This is a genomic window from Cupriavidus sp. FW216-B1 (assembly GCF_058789195.1).
This window is the reverse complement of sequence record NZ_JBYTEL010000010.1, coordinates 26,237-42,530: the sequence shown is the minus strand read 5'-3', so window position 1 is coordinate 42,530 and position 16,294 is coordinate 26,237. Positions and strand designations below refer to the sequence as shown.

The 16,294-nt window shown below is 72.4% G+C and carries 14 protein-coding genes; 8 read left to right on the top strand and 6 right to left on the bottom strand.

From position 1 onward, the window contains the following. Positions 1-4: 4 nt before the first annotated feature. From AC3WXD_RS20665 to AC3WXD_RS20650, 4 genes are all read right to left on the bottom strand, one after another. On the bottom strand, positions 5-1,165 hold the full coding sequence (locus AC3WXD_RS20665; RefSeq protein ID WP_492324581.1) for an acyl-CoA dehydrogenase family protein: 1,161 nt from the start codon (positions 1,163-1,165) through the stop codon (positions 5-7). Positions 1,166-1,202: 37 nt separating this feature from the next. Further along, the gene (locus AC3WXD_RS20660; RefSeq protein ID WP_492324580.1) at positions 1,203-2,240 is read right to left on the bottom strand and encodes a tripartite tricarboxylate transporter substrate binding protein; all 1,038 of its coding nucleotides are present in this window, start codon (positions 2,238-2,240) and stop codon (positions 1,203-1,205) included. Positions 2,241-2,261: 21 nt separating this feature from the next. Next, positions 2,262-2,723 carry a MaoC family dehydratase gene (locus AC3WXD_RS20655; RefSeq protein WP_059416084.1) on the bottom strand — a complete coding sequence of 154 codons (462 nt, stop codon included), beginning with the start codon at positions 2,721-2,723 and terminating at the stop codon, positions 2,262-2,264. 126 nt (positions 2,724-2,849) lie between these two features. Beyond that, entirely contained in the window at positions 2,850-4,055 is a 1,206-nt protein-coding gene (locus tag AC3WXD_RS20650) for a CaiB/BaiF CoA transferase family protein (protein ID WP_059416079.1), read from the bottom strand. A 144-nt stretch (positions 4,056-4,199) separates the two neighbouring features. Between AC3WXD_RS20650 and AC3WXD_RS20645 the strand changes: the two genes are divergently transcribed. Then, the gene (locus AC3WXD_RS20645; protein WP_454733860.1) at positions 4,200-5,147 is read left to right on the top strand and encodes a LysR family transcriptional regulator; all 948 of its coding nucleotides are present in this window, start codon (positions 4,200-4,202) and stop codon (positions 5,145-5,147) included. On the opposite strand, the gene AC3WXD_RS20640 is transcribed toward AC3WXD_RS20645, so the two are convergent. Together AC3WXD_RS20640 and AC3WXD_RS20635 are read right to left on the bottom strand one after the other, a co-directional pair. Continuing rightward, positions 5,144-6,283, bottom strand: coding sequence for a helix-turn-helix transcriptional regulator (locus tag AC3WXD_RS20640; protein ID WP_020205996.1), 1,140 nt, complete (start codon positions 6,281-6,283; stop codon positions 5,144-5,146). The two genes, AC3WXD_RS20645 and AC3WXD_RS20640, sit on opposite strands and share 4 nt — an antisense overlap. 346 nt (positions 6,284-6,629) lie before the next feature. Continuing rightward, positions 6,630-8,984 carry a mechanosensitive ion channel family protein gene (locus tag AC3WXD_RS20635; protein WP_492324579.1) on the bottom strand — a complete coding sequence of 785 codons (2,355 nt, stop codon included), beginning with the start codon at positions 8,982-8,984 and terminating at the stop codon, positions 6,630-6,632. A gap of 381 nt (positions 8,985-9,365) precedes the next feature. Here AC3WXD_RS20635 and AC3WXD_RS20630 point away from each other — a divergent pair, with 381 nt between their 5' ends. From AC3WXD_RS20630 to AC3WXD_RS20600, 7 genes are all read left to right on the top strand, one after another. Next, positions 9,366-9,824 carry a DUF3761 domain-containing protein gene (locus AC3WXD_RS20630; protein WP_492324667.1) on the top strand — a complete coding sequence of 153 codons (459 nt, stop codon included), beginning with the start codon at positions 9,366-9,368 and terminating at the stop codon, positions 9,822-9,824. 19 nt (positions 9,825-9,843) lie between these two features. Further along, entirely contained in the window at positions 9,844-10,092 is a 249-nt protein-coding gene (locus AC3WXD_RS20625; protein WP_020205373.1) for a GlsB/YeaQ/YmgE family stress response membrane protein, read from the top strand. A gap of 218 nt (positions 10,093-10,310) precedes the next feature. Beyond that, entirely contained in the window at positions 10,311-11,093 is a 783-nt protein-coding gene (locus AC3WXD_RS20620) for an SDR family NAD(P)-dependent oxidoreductase (protein WP_492324578.1), read from the top strand. A 91-nt stretch (positions 11,094-11,184) separates the two neighbouring features. Continuing rightward, positions 11,185-12,762, top strand: a complete 1,578-nt coding sequence (locus AC3WXD_RS20615) for a fatty acid--CoA ligase (RefSeq protein ID WP_492324577.1) — start codon at positions 11,185-11,187, stop codon at positions 12,760-12,762. A 316-nt stretch (positions 12,763-13,078) separates the two neighbouring features. Further along, the gene (locus AC3WXD_RS20610) at positions 13,079-13,816 is read left to right on the top strand and encodes a helix-turn-helix transcriptional regulator (protein ID WP_059416064.1); all 738 of its coding nucleotides are present in this window, start codon (positions 13,079-13,081) and stop codon (positions 13,814-13,816) included. 10 nt (positions 13,817-13,826) lie between these two features. After that, on the top strand, positions 13,827-14,210 hold the full coding sequence (locus tag AC3WXD_RS20605) for a DUF7696 family protein (protein ID WP_020205377.1): 384 nt from the start codon (positions 13,827-13,829) through the stop codon (positions 14,208-14,210). A 219-nt stretch (positions 14,211-14,429) separates the two neighbouring features. Continuing rightward, positions 14,430-15,974 carry an AMP-binding protein gene (locus tag AC3WXD_RS20600; protein ID WP_020205378.1) on the top strand — a complete coding sequence of 515 codons (1,545 nt, stop codon included), beginning with the start codon at positions 14,430-14,432 and terminating at the stop codon, positions 15,972-15,974. The last annotated feature ends 320 nt before the right edge of the window (positions 15,975-16,294 follow it).

Below are 16,294 nucleotides of genomic sequence, written 5' to 3'. Positions count from 1 at the left end.
CGTGTCAGCGCAGGCCGAGGCCGCGCGCGATCATGCCGCGCAGGATCTCGCGCGTGCCGCCGCGCAGCGAATAGGACGGCGCCACCTGGCTGACGTAGGCCAGGGTGCGGTACAGCGCGCCGTCGGCGGCGAGGTGGGCGTCGTCGCCCAGCGCGGCCTCCGCCAGCGCGGGGATGGACTGCTCGAATTCGGTGCCGAGGTCCTTGACCAGCGCGGCCTCCACCACCGGGCTCTCGCCCGCGGCCAGCCGCGCCGTGACCGCCAGCGACATGGTGCGCAGCACCGCCAGCCGCGCGGCCAGCCGGCCGATGGTGGCGGTGTCGCGCCGCGCCGCCGGCGCGCGCCGCAGCGCGGCGATCCAGGCGTCGAGCAGCACCACGCTGGAGTACAGGCGCTCCGGCCCGCTGCGCTCGAAGGCCAGCTCGGCGTTGACCTGTTCCCAGCCGCTGCCCTCCTTGCCCACCAGCGCGTCGGCCGGCAGCAGCACGTCCTCGAAGCTGACCTCGGAGAAATGCGCGTCGCCGGCGAGGTCGTGGATCGGGCGCACCGTCACGCCCGGCGCGGACAGGTCCACGATCACCTGCGACAGGCCGCGCTGGCGGTCCTCGGCGGCGCCGGAGGTGCGCACCAGCGCCAGCATGTAGTGGCAGCGGTCGGCGTTGGTGGTCCAGATCTTGCGCCCGTTCAGGCGCCAGCCGCCGTCGGGCTGCGGCACCGCGCGCGTGGCCACGCTGGCCAGGTCCGAGCCGGAATTGGGCTCGCTCATGCCGATGCAGAAGAAGGCCTCGCCGCGGCAGATGCGCGGCAGGTAGAAGGTTTTCTGCGCGTCGCTGCCGTAGCGCAGGATCAGCGGCCCGCTCTGTCGGTCGGCGATCCAGTGCGCCGACACCGGCGCGCCGCAGGCCAGCAATTCCTCCACCAGCACGAAGCGCGAGAACGGATCGAGCCCGGCGCCGCCATACTGCGCTGGCAAGGTGATGCCGACCCAGCCGCGCCGCGCCAGCGCGCGGCTGAAGCCGGCGTCGAAGCCCATCCACGAGCGTGCCCGCCGCTCGGGCGGCAGCGGCGGCAGGTACTCGGCCAGGAACGCTTGCACCTCGCGCCGGAAAGCCGCCGCCCCGGGGGGCAGGGCGGTGAGCTCAAAGGTATCGATCAGGGAAGTCAAGGTCGGTCTCCGTGGATGCGCGAAGGCGGCGCCGCGCTCAGTCGAGCGTCACGCCGGAGTCCTTCACCACCTTCTGCCAGCGCTGGATCTCCTGCGCCAGGTAGCGGCCGTAGGCGTCCGCGCTGCTGCCGCGCGGCTCGGCGCCCTGCGCCGCCAGGCTGGCGCGCACGTCGGGCGCGGCCAGCGCCTTCTGCGCGGCGGCGTTGAGCTTGTGGATCACCTCGGGCGGGGTCTTGGCCGGCACCAGCATGCCTTGCCACGCGCCCACCTCGAAGCCGGGCATGACGGTCTCGGCCACGGTCGGCACGTCCGGCAACTGCGAGCTGCGCGACATGCTGGTGACGGCCAGCGCCTTCATGCGCTTGTCGCGGATGAACGGCAGCGAGGAATTGATGGTGTCGGTCATGAACTGCACCTGGCCGCCGGCGAGGTCGGTCAGCGCCGGCGCGCTGCCCTTGTACGGCGCGTGCACCGCCGACAGCCCGTTGGCCTGCAGGAACAGGAAGGCCGCCAGGTGCGTGACGTTGCCGTTGCCGGCCGAGCCGTAGGTCAGCTTGCCCGGGTTGGCCTTGAGGTAGCGGATGAACTCGTCGAGGCTGGCCGCCGGCACCTGCGCGTTGACCTCCAGCACCAGCGGCACCATCGCCGTCATCGCCACCGGCGCGAAGTCGCGCTTCACGTCGTAGGACAGCTTCTTGTACAGCGCCGGGCTCAGCGCGATCGACGAGGTGTTGTACAGCACCGTGTAGCCGTCCGCCGGCGACTTGGCCACCAGCTCGGCGGCGATGTTGCCGTTGGCGCCGGGGCGGTTGTCCACCAGCACCTGCTGGCCGAGCTCCTCCGACATCTTGCGGGCGATCACGCGCGACACCAGGTCGGTCGGCCCGCCCGGCGGGAACGGCACCACCAGCCTGACCGGGTGCGCGGGATAGCCGTCCGCCGCCCCGGCCGCGTTCGCCGCGCCGGCGGCCATGCCGAGCGCCAGCAGCGCGGCCGCCAGCGGCAGCGCCAGGCGCGCCAGCCGGTTGCGGCGCTTGTCGTGGTGGGTCTTGTGGTCTTGTTGTTGTGATTTCATCTGTCTCCTCCGGTGCGGCCGCTACCGCCCGGCCAGCAGGCGCCGGGCGGTATAGGTCATGACGCGCTCGTTGCGCTGGTTGAATACCTCGATGGTCGAGTCCACCACCGCGCGGCCGTTGCGCGAGGTGGGGCGGATGCCGTCCACGGTGACGGTGGCCCAGATCGTGTCGCCCACCACCACCGGCGCCAGGATCTTCTGCGTGAGCTCGAGCATGGCCAGCCCGGTGCCCTGGATCATGGTCTGCAGGATGAAGCCCTCGATCAGCGTGTAGGTCAGCGCGGCCGGCACGGGCCGGCCCTGGATGGCGCCGCCCTCGTAGCCTTTCTCGATGAAGATGGCCTCCAGCATGCCCGTGACCGAGACGAAGTTGACCAGGTCGGTCTCCGTCAAGGTGCGGCGGAAGGTCTGGAAGGCCTGGCCTTCCTTGATGTCCTGCCAGTAAAAGCCCTGGCCCAGGCGGGGGAGTTGGGTATGCGGCACGGCGTCTCCTGGTGATGGCCGGCGCGTATGGCCGGCATGCCTAATGTTAGAAGTGGCTGGTGTGGAAAGCAGGCAGGCGCCGTCCGGGCGGCGCCGCGGGTCCGGCGCCGGGGCGCGCCACGGCATTCACGTCCCGGTGCCCGGCGCGCAGTAGGCCGCGCCGGCCTGCGCGAGCGCGTCGATCTGCGCGTCGTCGAGGCCCGCCTCGGCCAGCAGGCCGCGCGTATGCTCGCCCAGGCGCGGCGGCATGGCCGGCCGCGCGCGCTCGCCGTCGAAGCGCACCGGCGCGCCGGCAAAGCGCAGCGTGCCCATGACCGGGTCGTCCAGCGTGGCGAAGAAGCCGGTGGCGCGCAGGTGCGGGTCGTCGACGAGGTCGGCCAGCTCGTTGACGCGCGCCACCGGGATCTGCAGCGTCTCGCACAGCGCCAGCCAGTCCTCGGTGGTGCGCGCGCGCACGATCTCGCCGGTCAACTCGTAGAGCGTCTCGATATGCCGCGTGCGCGCGGCGATGCCGTCGAAGCGCGCGTCCGCCGCCAGGTCCGGGCGGCCGGCGGCGCGGAAGAAGTCGCGCCAGTGCGCATCGGTGTACGGCATCATGCAGACGTGGCCGTTGGCGGTCTGGTAGGGCCGGCGCAGCGGCGCCAGCACGCGCGGGTAGCCGGTCGGGCCGCGCGGCGGCTCGAACTGCTGGCCGTACAGGTGCTCGACCAGGTTGAAGGCCGCCATCGACTCGAACATCGGCACTTCCACCAGCGCGCCCTTGCCGCCGTTGCGCTCGCGCCCGGCCAGCGCCGCCGCGATCGACAGCGCCGCCACCAGCCCGCTGGTCTTGTCGGCGGCGATGGTGGGGAAATAGCGCATGGTGCCGGTCTGCGCGGCCATCAGCGCGGCATTGCCGGACAGGCCCTGGATGATGTCGTCGTAGGCCGGGCGGCCGCCGTAGGGGCCGTCCTCGGCGAAGCCGAGCAGGCTCACGTAGACCAGGCGCGGATGGCGCGCCATCACGGCGGCGGGGTCCAGCCCCAGCCCGGCCAGTTTCTGCGGGCGCATGCTGTGCACCAGCACGTCGGCGCCGGCCAGCAGCCGCTCCAGCGCGGCCTGCGCGGCGGGCTGCTTGAGGTTGAGCGCCACGCTCTTCTTGCTGCGGTTGACGCCGAGGAAGATGGCCGACATGCCGTCCTCGGCGGCCGGCCCCGTGCGCCGCGTGGAGTCGCCCTCGGGCGGCTCCACCTTGATCACTTCGGCCCCGAGGTCGGCCAGCCACTGGCTGGCGTAGGGGCCCATCACGACCGTGGAAAGGTCGATCACGCGCACGCCTGAAAGGGGCAACATGCTGGGCGGTCTCCTGATCTGTCTTGTTCTGTTCTTGTATTCGCGCCGCCGGGGCGGGCCGGCAGCGGATGGCACAGAGTAGATCAGCGGGGCCTTTGCGTCTAATATTAGATTTTTAGTATCCGATATTCAGAACATATCAACGTGGATCTCCGCCAGCTACAGCAGTTCGTTGCCCTCGCCGAGACCGGCAACTTCCACCGCGCGGCCGAGCGCCTGCACATGGCGCAGCCGCCCCTGTCGATCTCGATCCGCAAGCTGGAGGATTCGCTCGGCACGCCGCTGTTCGTGCGCACCTCGCGCGGCGTGCGCCTCACGCAGGCCGGCGAGGCCGCGCTGCACGACGCGCGCCGCGCGCTGTTCCATGCCGCGCAGGCGCGCGCCGCGGCGGTGGCCGCGGCCCACGGCGAGCGCGGCGCGCTGCGCGTGGGCTTCGTCGGCTCGGCCACCTACGCGCTGCTGCCCCGACTGATTCCCGCCTTCCGCGCGGCCCATCCCGGCATCGAGCTGATCCTGCACGAGTCCACCTCGGCGTCGATCCTGGACCGGCTCGAGCGCCACCAGCTCGACGCCGGGCTGGTGCGCTTCCCGATCCTGAACGCGGGCGGCTACGCGCTGATGCCGCTGGAGACCGACGAGTTCGTCGCCGCGGTGCCGGCCGACAGCCGCTTCGCGCAGCACGACGCCATCGCCCTCAAGGCGCTGGCCGGCGAGCCCTTCATCATGCATCCGAGCGCGGACGTGCCCAACCTGCAGGCCATCGCCATGCTGCTGTGCCAGCAGGCCGGCTTCGTGCCGCGCGTGACGCAGGAGGCGGTGCAGGTGCAGACCATCATCAGCCTGGTGGAAAGCGGGCTGGGCGTGGCCCTGGTGCCCAGCGTGGCGGCACGCTACGTCAACCGCCGCGTGCGCTTCCTGCGCCTGAGCAGCCCGCGCCCGGCCGCGCGCATCGGCATCGCGCTGGCCACGCCGGCCGACAGCGACGACCGCCAGGTGCAGCGGCTGATGGCGGTGGCGCGGGAGACGGCGGGGGCGGGGACAGGAACCGGAACCGGGACAGGAATGGGCGCAGGGGCGGGCGCGGCGGCCTAGGACTGCCGCACGACCCGCTCCAGCGCCACGCCCGGCAGCAGGTGCAGCAGCCGCACCAGTTCGCTCTGGCGATGCGTGCCGGTCTTGCGCAGGATGTCGCGGATGTGCACGCGCACGGTGTGGGGCGAGACGAACTCGCGCTCGGCGATCTCGTTGAGGGTCGCGCCGGCGGCCAGCCGGATGGCGACCAGGCTCTCCTTGCGCGACAGGCCGAACAGCGAGGTCAGCACCGCGCTGTCGAGCACCGAGCGCGACTCGGAATTGCCCATCAGCACCATCGCGAACGGCAGTTGCCACGGCCCTTCCACCGGCTGGCGCGAGACCAGCGGCAGCACGATGATGGGCACCGGCTGGCCGCCCGAGGTGATGTGCATCCACGAGCCCGCCGCCGGCCCGCCGCCGTGGGGCTGCATGGCGCGCTCGAGCAGCCTGCCCAGCGTGGCGTGCAGCGCCGGCTCGCGCGCGTGGAACACGCCGTTGTCCAGCGCCAGGTGGCTGTCCGCCTGCACCAGCGCCTCGGCCCAGACGTTGGCGTAGCGCACGCGCATGTCGGCCTGCAGCACCATCACGCCGAAGTCGAGCGTGTCGAGCCCGGCCAGCCCGAGCGCGGCCAGGCCGCTGAGCTCCATGTTGCGCTGCTGCATGCGCGCCGCGCGCGCCCAGTGCGGCAGCACCCGCGCGAGGCGGCTGCGGCGGCGCGCGGCGCCGTCGGCGCTGTCGAAGCGTCCGTCCGGGCGCGGGCCGGCGCCGGCGCCGCCCATCAGCACGCACACCTCGCTGGTGTCGAGCAGCCGCACGCCGCGCTCGAGGTCGGCGCCGTGGGCGGGCACGTAGCACGACGCGCCCTGCGCGCCGCAGGCATGCGCGTCCGCGAGCGCGCGCGCGGGCCGGCTGGCCAGCACGCGCAGCGGCTCGGGCACGTAGGCGCCCTGCGCCGAGAAGCAGCCGTGCGGGGTCACGCCGAGGCGCGCCTGCCCGGCAAGCTTGTCCCAGACCAGGTAGTGCGGGCTTTCGGTGCCGGTATAGCGCGAGAACAGGCCGAGCGCCGCCGGCATGGCCGTGACGTCGAGCGCGGACTCGTAGATCGAATCGATCAGGCGGTGGAAATCCTCATCCGCCGACGGCTGTTCTCCCATGTTGTTCTCCCCGGTGGCTATTGCCAATGCGACGGATGCGTCCTGGCGCTTTATTTTTGGTTCTCCGGCAGGGCTGGCTCGTGCTGGCCGGCTCCGGTGCAATGCGGGTTGCCCGGACGGGTGCGGCCCGTTTCGCCCCGGGGTTTTCGTCCCGGGCGAAGGCTGGGCAGCCCCGCGTTACCGCGTTGCGGCATTATGCGCATCGGTGCATGACTTCGCAAACGGCGACTGTTGTTTCCCGATGCGCGGCGTGGATTTTCAGCGCTGAAATGTATCCCCGGGCGAACATCGGCGCCGCCGGCCGGGGCCATGCGTACCCGTTTCTGCGTGCCCGCGCCGGCGCGCTTCAGCCCGGCCCGGGCGCGCCCGCCGCTTCCGCTGCCCCCGCCACCACGCCCGCCGCCCCTGCCGCCCCTGCCGCGCCGGCCTGCGCGGCCCCGGCGCCGTCCGCCGGCGCGCCGCCTTCGACCTGCACCGTCACGCGCTGCGTCGCCATACTGATGCCGTTCTGGTCGAACTTGCGTTTGAGGCGCAGGTTGAACGCGCGCGTGATGTCGGCCTGCATCAGCGGCCGCGTCTTGAACTGCGCCAGCACCACCGAGCCGTTCGGGTCGAAGCGGTCCAGGCCGAGCACGTCGAGCCCGGACAGCAGGTTGCGCGCATGGCGGAAATCGCGCGCAATCTCGTTGCCGGTCTCGCGGATCAGCTCCAGCGCGCGGTCGAGATCGCTGCCGTAGGCCACGCCGATGCTGAACACCGCGTAGGCGTAGCCGCGCGACAGGTTCTTGATGGCCTTGATCTGGCTGTATGGCAGCGTGTGCAGCGCGCCCTTGCCGTCGCGCAGCTTGACGGTGCGGATGGTCATGGCTTCCACCGTGCCGGCGTGGTCGGGCAGCTCCACCGAGTCGCCGATGGCGATGGAGTCCTCGATCACGATGAACAGGCCGGTGATCAGGTCCTGCACCAGGCTTTGCGCGCCGAAGCCGATCGCCAGGCCGACCACGCCGGCGCCGGCCAGCAGCGGCGTCACGTTGACGCCGAGGTTGGCCAGCACCACGATCAGCGTGAGCACCAGCAGCGTCACGAACAGCGCGTTGCGCACCAGCGGCAGGATGGTCTTGGCGCGCAGGCTCGGCTGCGCGCCGCGGCCGTGCGCCGGCGCCAGCGTCTGTGTGATGGCGGTATCGATGATCAGCCACAGCAGCCACGCCAGTAGCACCGTGGCGGTCACGCTGAACACCGCCTCGCCGATGCGCCGGCCCAGCGGCGACGACTCCGCGATCGCCAGCAGCGAGGTGCCCCAGATGCGGCTGCCGAGCTCGAAGTACGCCACCCAGATCAGCACCCGCACCACCGCGGTGGCAAAGCGCCAGAAGCGCGCGATGTAGGCCGAGCGCTGGCGGTCGCGCAGGCGCGGCGCGCGCCGCGAGGCCTTGGGCGAGCGCCCGCTCACCAGCGTCAGCAGCAGCGCCGCCACGAACAGCGCGACCGAGGCCACGGTGCGGCGCAGGAACACGTCGGCGTTGCCGGTGGCCATGATGGTGCCTGCCACCGAGGCCAGCACCACCGCCAGCACCGGCAGGTGCCAGGTCGCGCCCACCACGCGCAGCAGGTCCATCACCGTGGGGTGCGCCTGGCGGAAGACCAGCGGCCGGTTGGCGATGATCTGCCCGACCTGGCGCCGGAAGCGCAACGCGAAGCAGCCGATCAGCAGCGCCGCGGCGATGTTGGCCACGGTGGAGACCAGCGCCGACAGGTTGGTGCCGAGCGCGCCGACCACGCGCGCGTCGTTGGCCACGTCGCCCAGCGCGGCGAGCGCGCCGGTGGCGAACAGCAGGCCACGCGAATGCCGCAGCAGGTCGCGCACCGCGTGCGCGCGGTGGGCCGAGCTGAACAGCGCGAAGATGACCTGGCACACCGCGCCCAGCACCGCGCCGGCCACCACCGAATAGGCGAGCACCATGCCGGCCACGCTGGCCGGCGAGCGCTTGAAGACGCTGATGGACAGCAGCATGGCCAGGCCGAAGGCCAGCGCCCACGGTATCACCCGGCGCAGCATGTACAGCGCCACGTCGATCCACGACGGCACCGCCGGCAGCTCGGCGCGCGGGGTGTGCTGCGCGAGCCGGTGGCGCACGCGCTTGCCGAGCTCCCACAGCAGCCAGCCGGCCACGAACCACGCGGCCAGCACGGTGGCGAATTCCCCCAGCGACCGCGAGGCCGGCCGGCTGCCGCCCACGGTCAGCGCCGTCCGCCATTCCTCGTCGGCGAAGCCGGCGCGCCAGCGCCAGTAGTGCCACGGGCCCCGGTCCTTGCGCAGCTTGTCGTCGAGATGGTCGACCACCTCGGCCAGCGCGCCCAGCAGGCCCGGCTGCGGCGCCGAGGCCGCGCTGGCCGGCGCCACGCCCTGGCGCAGCACCTGCAGCTGCTCGACCAGCGCCGTGCGGTCCTTGTCGCTCTGCAGCGTGGTGATGACCTGGTCGAGCGACTGCGCGAGCGGCTCGCTGGCCGCCGGCTGGGACGCCGGCGCGGCGGGGGTCGCCACGGCCGCCGCCAGCGCGGCCAGCGCCGGGTTTGCCGCGCCCGCCGCCGGCAGCGGCCAGGCGCACGCCAGCGCCAGCCACAGAGCCGCCAGCAGCCGTGCCGCGAGGGGGATCGACAATCGGTTCGGGAACTTCATCGCCATGGCGTGAAAGCGCATGAAAGCGCGCGGAGGCGCGGGAAGGACGAGCGGCGTTGGGGGAGCGGCGGACATGGCTGACACTGTAGCGCATTGCCCCGCCGGCATGCCTTGCCGCCTGGGCCGCCGGCGTCACACCGGGCCGGCGTCAACGCAAGTGCCGCGCGGGCCGTTGAGTGGGGTATCGCGCATGGCCGGGCCATGCGCCGGACCATGCGCCGGGTTATGGCCGCGTGCCGTCTTCCGTGCAGTCGCCGCTTCGTTGTCCGCTTCGCTGTCGTTTTGCCGTCGTTTCCGCTGTTCCCAATGGCATTGTCATCGCAGGAGCCCGTCATGTCCGCCACGAAAGCCAGGAAGTCCGCCGTCGCCGTTCCCGCCCGCGCAGCGCGGCAAGCGCTGCTCATGCGCCTGGGCCTGCCCATGCTGCTGGCCGCCGCCTTCTGCGTTTCCGTGCCGCTGCTGGCGCGCGCGCAGGCGCCGGCCGGGCAGGCGCCCACCGGCGTGTGCAAGGACGGCAGCAATTATTTCGGCGCCAGCAAGAAGGGCGCCTGCGCCGGCCACGGCGGCGTGAAGGAATGGCACGGCCCGGCTGCCGCCAGCGCGCCGGTGGCGGCAGCGCCCGCGCCGGCCGCCGCGCCCGCGCCTGCGCCCGCACCCGCGCCCGCCGCGGCCAGGCCGGCGCCGCCCGCCGCCGCCGCTCCGGCCGGCGCGGCCGGTCAGGTCTGGGTCAACAAGAGCTCCAAGACCTATCACTGCGCCGGCTCGCGCTGGTACGGCAAGACCAAGAACGGCGCCTACATGAGCGAGTCGCAGGCCACCGCGCAAGGCTTCCACGCCGACCACGGCAAGGCATGCGGCTGACGCCGCGGGAGCCGGGGCCATGCATCTGATCTGGGTCGTCCTGATCGGCTTTCTCGCCGGGCTGGCGGCGCGCATCCTCACGCCCGGGCGCGGGCCGCGCGGCTTCATCCTGACCGCCGTGCTCGGCATCGTCGGCTCGCTTGCCGCGACCCTCCTCGGCCAGGCGCTCGGCTGGTACCGGCCGGGCCAGTCGGCGGGCTTCGTCGGCGCCGTGCTCGGCGCCGTCATCCTGCTCGCGCTCTACCACCTCGCCACCAGGCGCGACTGACGCCGCCGCGAGGCGCGCACCACGCATCTACGCATCCACGCATCCACGCATCCACGCATCCACGCATCCGCGCATTCGTCGCTTCCGACGATGCGTGCGATGCCGTCATCCCCGAATCTCCATACCACGCCGCGCGGGCCGCATCGCCGCTCGCCGGGCCGATGCTTGCGCGCCGCCGCGCAAGCCTTTCGCAGGACAGCAGACAACGTGGAGACGAGATGGAACTCGATGCATCGGTAACGGCAGTGATCACGGGCGGCGCTTCGGGCCTGGGCGAGGCGACCGCGCGCGCGCTGGCCGCGCAGGGCGTGCGCGTGGCGCTGTTCGACCTCAACGCGGAAAAGGGCGAGGCGCTCGCGCGCGAGCTGGGCGGCGTGTTCTGCCAGGTCAACGTGACCTCGGAGTCCGAGGTCGAAGCCGGTTTCGCCAGGGCGCGCGCCGCGCTCGGGCAGGAGCGCATCCTGGTCAACTGCGCCGGCATCGGCAACGCCATCAAGACCGCCTCGCGCGCCAAGGAAGCGCCGGACCAGATCCGGTTTTTTCCGTCCGATGCGTTCGAGCGCATCATCCAGATCAACCTGATCGGCTCGTTCCGCTGCCTGGCGCGCTCGGCCGCCGGCATGCTCACGCTCGACGCACGCGACGGCGACCGCGGCGTCATCATCAACACCGCCTCGGTGGCGGCGCAGGACGGCCAGATGGGGCAGGCCGCGTATTCCGCGTCGAAGGCCGGCGTGGTCGGCATGACGCTGCCCATCGCGCGCGACCTGGCCGGCGAAGGCATCCGCGTCAACACCATCCTGCCCGGCATCTTCAACACGCCGCTGCTGCAAGGCGCGCAGGAGCACGTCAAGGCCGCGCTGGCCGCCTCGGTGCCGTTCCCCAAGCGGCTCGGCCAGCCCGCGGAATTCGCCTCGCTGGCGCTGGAGATGTGCCGCAACAGCTATTTCAACGGCGAGTCGGTCCGGCTCGACGGCGCCATCCGCATGGCGCCGCGCTGAGCGGCCGCGCGCCACGAGAAAAAAACCGGAAGCGCACGCCGCTGGCGGCAACGGCGCGCGCGCCCGGCAAGACCGGGAGAAGGAGACGCCGATGGACTTCAGTCATCTGAGCACCCTGCCGCACGCCGTGCGCCATTTCGCGCGGCGGCGGCCGGACGCGGTGGCCTATGCGTTCGAAGGCCGGCTGACCACCTACGCCGAGTTCGAGCGCCACACCGACAGCGTGGCGCAGGCGCTGATCGCGGCCGGCGTCGTCCCGGGCGAGCGCATCGGCTACGTCGGCAAGAACAGCGACCACTACTTCGAGTTGCTGCTCGGCGCGGCCAAGGCCGGCGCGGTGATGGCGCCGGCGAGCTGGCGCCTGGCGCCGCCCGAGGTGGAATACATCGTCGGCCACGCCGATGCCGTGCTGCTGTTCGTGGGGCCGGAGTCGGCGCCGATGATGCGCCAGCTGCTGCCGTCGCTGCCGCTGGTGCGCGGCGTGATCGCGATGGAAGGCGGCGAGCCCGGCTGGCCGGCCTACCCGGACTGGCGCGACGCGCACGCGCCCGTGCCGGTGGCGCACCGGCCCGCCGCGCACGACGTGGTGCTGCAGCTCTATACCTCAGGCACCACGGGCCGTCCCAAGGGCGCCATGCTGACCCACCGCAACCTCACCTACGGCACCGAGGCCAGCGAGCGCGCCGGCCTCGCGTGGTCATGCTGGACCGACGACGACGTTTCGCTGGTGGCGATGCCGGTGGCGCACATCGGCGGCTCCGGCTGGGGCCTGCGCAACCTGCTCGCGGGCGCGCGCGGCGTGGTGGCGCGCGAGTTCGATCCCGCCGCGGTGCTCGATTTCTTCGAGCGCGAGCGCATCAGCAAGCTGTTCCTGGTGCCCGCCGCGATGCAGTTCGTGCTGCGCGACCCGCGCGCGCGCAGCGTCGACTACGCGCGCCTCAAGACGCTGCTGTACGGCGCCGCGCCGATCCCCGCCGCGCTGCTGCGCGAAGGCATCGCAGTGTTCGGCTGCGGCTTCGCGCAGCAGTACGGCATGACCGAGACCACCGGCACCGTGGTGGCGCTGCCGCCCGAGGACCACACCACCGACGACGTGCCGCGCATGCGCGCCGCCGGCAAGCCGCTGCCCGGCGTGGAAGTGGCGGTGGTGGACTGGGAAGGCCGCCGCCTGCCGCCCGGCGAGGTGGGCGAGCTGATGATCCGCTCGCCGCAGAACATGGCCGGCTACTGGAAGCAGCCCGACGAGACCGCCCGCACCATCGACGCCGACGGCTGGCTGCGCACCGGCGACGCCGGTTATCTCGACGCCGACGGCTACGTCTACATCCACGACCGGGTCAAGGACATGATCATCAGCGGCGGCGAGAACGTCTACCCGGCCGAGGTGGAAAGCGCCATCTACGGCCACCCGCAGGTGGCCGACGTGGCCGTGATCGGCGTGCCCGACGAGAAATGGGGCGAGGCGGTCAAGGCCATCGTCGTGCCGCGCGCGGGCGTGGCGCCCGAGCGCGACAGCATCGTGGCGTGGGCGCGCGAGCGGCTGGCCGGCTTCAAGGTGCCCAAGAGCATCGAGTTCGTCGACGCGCTGCCGCGCAATCCGTCCGGCAAGCTGCTGCGCCGCAAGCTGCGCGAGCCCTACTGGGAAGGCTACAGCCGCCGCGTCAACTGAAGCCGCCGGCGCCGGGAGTGACGTACCGCTCCCATTTCGCGCCGCGCAGACCCGGCATCGGCGGAACACGTTACGTAACGCGTAACGCCGCGCGCGTGCCGGCCGGCCCGTGGCGCCCATGCCGGCGCCGCGCGCCGGATCTCCCCCATCCCCGCAATGCCTTGCCCGTGGCCGCGCGCCGGCCATCCCGCGCGCGCGCCGCGGGGCGCCCGCGCATGGGCCGGCCGTTGGCACACCGCTTGCAGAATCAGCTTCCGGCAGCGCCGCCGCAAATATCGGTTCAACCGGAATGGCCCGCTGCTTTCAACGGAAGCAGATGAAAGCGGAAACCATGATGAGCGGCAATGACCGGGGCGGCATGACCGCCTTGCTGATGGAAGACAACCCGCTGTTGCGGCTGGGCCTGCAGCGCACGCTCGGCAACGTCGCGGCGCTGGGCGAGGTGATCTGCGTCGAGCCGGCGGAGCTCGCGCTGCTGCCCCGGCGGCTCGACGACATCGCGCTGGTGGTGCTGGGCATGCCGCCGGACCCAGAGCGCGCGCACGCGCTGCTCAGGACCGCGCGCGCGGCGGTCTCGGCGCAGCGCCTGCTGCTGCTCGGCGACGGCGCGCTGCCGCGGCAGGCGCCGCCGCCGACGCAGGACTGGGGCATGTGCGGCTGGCTCGCGCGCACGGCCACGCCGGCCGCGGTGGAGGCGGCCGTGAGCCAGATGCTGGCCGGCGTGCCCGGGCCGCCGGCGGCCCGGCCGGAACCATCCGCTGCCGCGGCGCTGCGCCCGGGCTTGCGCGAGGCGCGGCTGCGCGAGGCGCGCATGCTGCACCTCACGCCGCGGCAGTACGAAGTGCTGGTGTTGCTGTCGCGCGGCTATCCGCTCAAGACGGTGGGGCGGCTGCTCGACATCTCGGTGACTACCGTCAAGAGCCACGTGGCGCTGCTGTACCAGCGTCTGCAGGTCAGCAGCAAGGCCGAAGCGATCCACGCCGCGCGCGAGCGCGGCGCCCGCTTCCCGGCCCTGCGGGGCAGAACCGGCCAGGGCCACCGGCCGGCCCATTGAGGAGAGCCGCATGCGCAACCACATCGTCCGGGACGCGGACATCGCCGCCGCCATCGACGCCACCCTGCTGCGCCGCCGCCAGCAGTTCGACGGCCAGCCCGCCGCCTGGCACGTGCTGTGCGAAGCGGCCCACGTCGCCACGCTGGACGAGCGCGCGCGGCGCGCCTTCGTCGCGCGCGTGGCGGCCAGCCGCGGCGCCGACATCGCCCTGCGCCTGCTGATCAAGGCCGAATCGATCCGGGCGGCGGTGATCGACGCGCTGGAGGCCGGCGCCGAGGTGGAGGGCGGCCAGCCCGCCGCGCCGTTCGCCGAATGCGCCGGCTGCACCGACTGCGAAGACCGGCCGGCGCCCGCCGCCGCCACGCACCTGCCGCCGGGCACCGTGCTGCACTGAACGGCGCTGGCCGCCACTCGCGGCGGCCTGTCTTGCCGCACCGCACCACCGCGTTCGCCGCCGGTTTGTTCATCCCTGGTCTGCTGCTGGTTCTGCGCCGGTTCGTCGCTTCCGACGATGCCCGCGCGGCGCGCCTGTCCCGACAATGGCGCAGCCATGCCGTGCCGCGCGGTCCCACCGCGCCGGGCCGGCCGTCACGACAGCCAGGAGGGACAAGCCATGCATCCGTACGTCCACGCGCAGCGCTCGCCGGACAAGCCGGCCGTCATCATGAGCGGCGGCGCCGTGCTCACCTACCGCGAGCTCGACGAGCGCTCCAACCAGGTGGCGCGGCTGTTCCGCGACCACGGCCTGCGGCCCGGCGACCGGGTCGCCTTCCTGCTGGAGAACCACGCGCGCCTGTTCGAGCTGTGCTGGGGCGCGCAGCGCTCCGGCCTGGTCTACGTGTGCATCAGCACCCGGCTCAACGTTGAGGACGCGGCTTACATCGTCAACGACAGCGGCGCGCGCCTGCTGGTCAGCTCGCGCGCGCAGGCCGAGGTGGCGCAGGGCGTGGCGGCGCGGGCCCCGGCGCTCGGCGCGCGCCTGATGATGGACGGCGCCGCGCCCGGCTTCGCCGCCTACGAGACCACGCTGGCGCAATATCCCGGCTGGCGCATCGACGACGAATGCGCCGGCACCGACATGCTGTACTCGTCCGGCACCACCGGCCGCCCCAAGGGCGTGTTCACGCCGCCGGCCGGCCAGCCGATCGACGCGCCGGGCTCGCTGGTGCCGGTGTGCCAGTCGCTCTACGGCTTCGGCCCCGACATGCGCTACCTCTCGCCCGCGCCGCTCTATCACGCCGCGCCGCTGCGCTACAACATGGCCGTGCAGCAGATCGGCGGCACCTCGGTGGTGATGACGCATTTCGACGCGGAGGCGTTCCTCGCGCTGGTGGCCCGGCACCGCATCACCCACACGCAGGTGGTGCCAACCATGTTCTCGCGCCTGCTCAAGCTGCCCGAGGCGGTGCGCCGCGCCCACGACGTCTCGTCGCTGCGCTTCGCCGTGCATGCCGCCGCGCCGTGCCCGGTCGCGGTCAAGGAACAGATGATCGACTGGTGGGGACCCATCATCTGGGAGTACTACGCCGGCACCGAAGGCAACGGCTCCACCGCGGTCGGCTCGCCCGACTGGATCGCCCACAAGGGCACCGTGGGCCGCGCCTCGCTCGGCGAGCTGCGCATCTGCGACGACAGCGGCGCGCTGCTGCCGCCGGGCCAGCCCGGCACCATCTACTTCGCCGGCGGGCGCCGGTTCGTCTATCACAACGACCCCGGCAAGACCGCGCAGTCGCGCCACCCGCAGCACGACGACTGGACCACGCTCGGCGACATCGGTTACGTGGACGAGGAAGGCTATCTCTACCTGACCGACCGCAAGGCCAACATGATCATCTCCGGCGGCGTCAACATCTACCCGCAGGAAGCGGAGAACCTGCTGATGACCCATCCCAAGGTGATGGACGTGGCCGTGATCGGCGTGCCGAACGAGGATTTCGGCGAGGAGGTCAAGGCGGTGGTGCAGCCGCTCGACATGCGCCTGGCCGGCCCGGCGCTGGCCGAGGAACTGATGGCTTTCTGCCGGGAGCACCTGTCGGGCATCAAGTGCCCGCGCTCGGTGGACTTCGCCCATGAACTGCCGCGCCTGCCTACCGGCAAGCTGCTCAAGCGCCTGCTGCGCGAGCGCTATTGGGCGGGGCGGGAGAACAAGCTGGTGTAGCGGTGCAAGCGGAGCCAACGGTGTTGTCCCGCGTAGCGGCCGGAAACGAAGCCGATGGTTTTTTCCGGCACGCCAGCATTCGCAGGCCTCCGCCCTCTCCCCCAACCCCTCTCCCGCAAGCGGGAGAGGGGAGAAAACCCGGGGCGATGAACGAAGCCGCCGGGATGCACCCCCTTTCCCGCAAGCGAGAGAGAGGAGCGCGCGCGTCGGCACGCATGGGCCTTGCCCGCGTTTACGCCATAATCAGCCGTTCGATCCACGGCGCATGCGGCGCCGGCAGCCGGCAACCATAAGCCGGAGCGGATCGCGCGGCGTCCGCC